Below are 1,831 nucleotides of genomic sequence, written 5' to 3'. Positions count from 1 at the left end.
AAAAAGAACTGAATGACAAAATCTCTGAACAAGAGGCGTATATTAAAGAATTAGAACGTAAATTAAAAGAAAAAGAAGAAACAGTAAAAGAAGATGAAATGCTTCGTAAAGAAGTAATTTCATTAAGAGAGTATGTATTTAAGGAGCAAGAACAAATAGAGCAAGAAGATATGGTAGAAGAAGATTATTCTGCTCAATTAGAAAATGTAAAAATTGCAATTGTCGGTGGCCATCAAAATTGGCATCAACGAATCAAGCAAGTTTATCCTGGTATTCGAACGATTCTACCTGATGAAAAAGGAATTGATTTATCATTCTTAAGCAACATGGATATTGTGTGTTTTGAGACATCCCATTCAAATCATGCCATTTATAGAAAAGCACTAAGTAATGTTAAAGATAAAGACGTTCATATCCACTATTTCAATGGTCAACGTAATATCAATGCTTTAGGGTTAGAATTAAGTAAACTGGTGTAATAAGAAAAAAAGCAGTGATTAAGTTCACTGCTTTTTTTTATGCTTGTGTCTGCACTTCATAATTCCAACCTATTAAGACTTGAATCTTATATCCATCTTCAATTTTATGAATAAATTGAGGATGTTTCTTTAGGTATTGAAGTAAGTCATCTTCTTGCTTTTCGACGTCAGATGTAGGATTTCCTGACCATTCTAAGGCTTCTAAAAAAGCATCATTTAGAGACACTTTTCTCGCTACTGTATCCAGTTCGTGTTTAATTAATACCATCATCATGTATGATTCCTCCTAAAGTTCATTTCTTGTGAAATGCCAATTTATAAAATCTATATATTATATATACTTTATCTAATATTATTCAAAATGTTATGATGATAACTAAAGGATGAGCAAAGGGGAAATGCGAATGCCGAACTTACATTGGGAAAAATTAGAGAAATTACAAATAGGGAGATATGGCGAATATTTTGCAAAAATGGAGTTTGCATCATATGGACTACAGGTATACTCTCCAGAAATTGATGACCACGGAATAGATTTTATTGTAAAAGATAAAAAAGGTAATTTTAAAGAAATTCAGGTAAAATCAATAAGGGGTATGGGCTATGTCTACATGGAGAAAACCAAATTTGATATAACCAATAAACATTTATATCTTGCATTATTGGTTTTTGAACATGGGAGATTTCCAGATGTTTTTCTGATACCCGCAGAAGCATGGTCTGAACCTAATGGTGTTTTTGTTGATAGAGGATATACTAAGCCTGGGCAAACATCAAAACCAGAGTATGGTGTAAATATTTCTCAGAAAAATTATTCAATCCTTGAAATCTTTTCAATGGAAAATTCAGTTCAAGAATTTTTATAATAAGATATTTAATACTAAAAGGTAGATACGTTTATTGTATCTATCTTTTGTTTATGAAAAATAGATGTGATGAAGTGAGAATTTTGCTATAATACAATGGTTTATTAGGTTTATAATTAATGATTTAAATAAATGTAGGGGTTTAAAATGACAGAGGCAATGAGTATTCAATTAGAGAAAGGAACTGCGGTTCCAAATATAGAATTTATTCGAAAGAAATTCAATGAGAATGGTTTAATATTGCTTACAAATCACTATATTGACCGTAAAAGCCCATTAAAATTCATTTGTTCCAAACATGGAACATTGGAAACAACCTGGAGTAAGTTTATTAGAAATATGGGTTGTCATGAATGTAAGGGAAAGACTGTTAGATGGGAAGATGTAGAAAAAGAGTTTCGCAATAGAGGATATCAACTGAAAACTAAAATATACATAAATAACAAACAAGAATTAGTTTTTGATTGTCCAGTACATAAAGAACAA

General features: G+C 30.4%; 2 protein-coding genes and 2 pseudogenes. 3 read left to right on the top strand and 1 reads right to left on the bottom strand.

The window, feature by feature from the left end:
- A pseudogene (locus tag MR160_RS33515) lies at window positions 1-479 on the top strand (hypothetical protein); the annotation flags it as partial.
- A gap of 37 nt (window positions 480-516) precedes the next feature.
- Here MR160_RS33515 and MR160_RS33510 read toward each other — a convergent pair.
- Entirely contained in the window at window positions 517-753 is a 237-nt protein-coding gene (locus MR160_RS33510; protein WP_098368739.1) for a hypothetical protein, read from the bottom strand.
- A gap of 130 nt (window positions 754-883) precedes the next feature.
- On the opposite strand from MR160_RS33510, the gene MR160_RS33505 reads away from it, so the two are divergent.
- Both MR160_RS33505 and MR160_RS33500 read left to right on the top strand, forming a co-directional pair.
- On the top strand, window positions 884-1,345 hold the full coding sequence (locus MR160_RS33505; protein WP_240522580.1) for a DUF4365 domain-containing protein: 462 nt from the start codon (window positions 884-886) through the stop codon (window positions 1,343-1,345).
- A 147-nt stretch (window positions 1,346-1,492) separates the two neighbouring features.
- Window positions 1,493-1,831: pseudogene (locus tag MR160_RS33500) on the top strand (hypothetical protein); the annotation flags it as partial.

It is taken from the genome of Bacillus cereus group sp. BfR-BA-01382 (assembly GCF_022663475.1).
Lineage (GTDB): Bacteria > Bacillota > Bacilli > Bacillales > Bacillaceae_G > Bacillus_A > Bacillus_A thuringiensis_S.
Note: the sequence above shows the minus strand (reverse complement) of the source record. Positions and strands in the feature narration are given on the sequence as shown.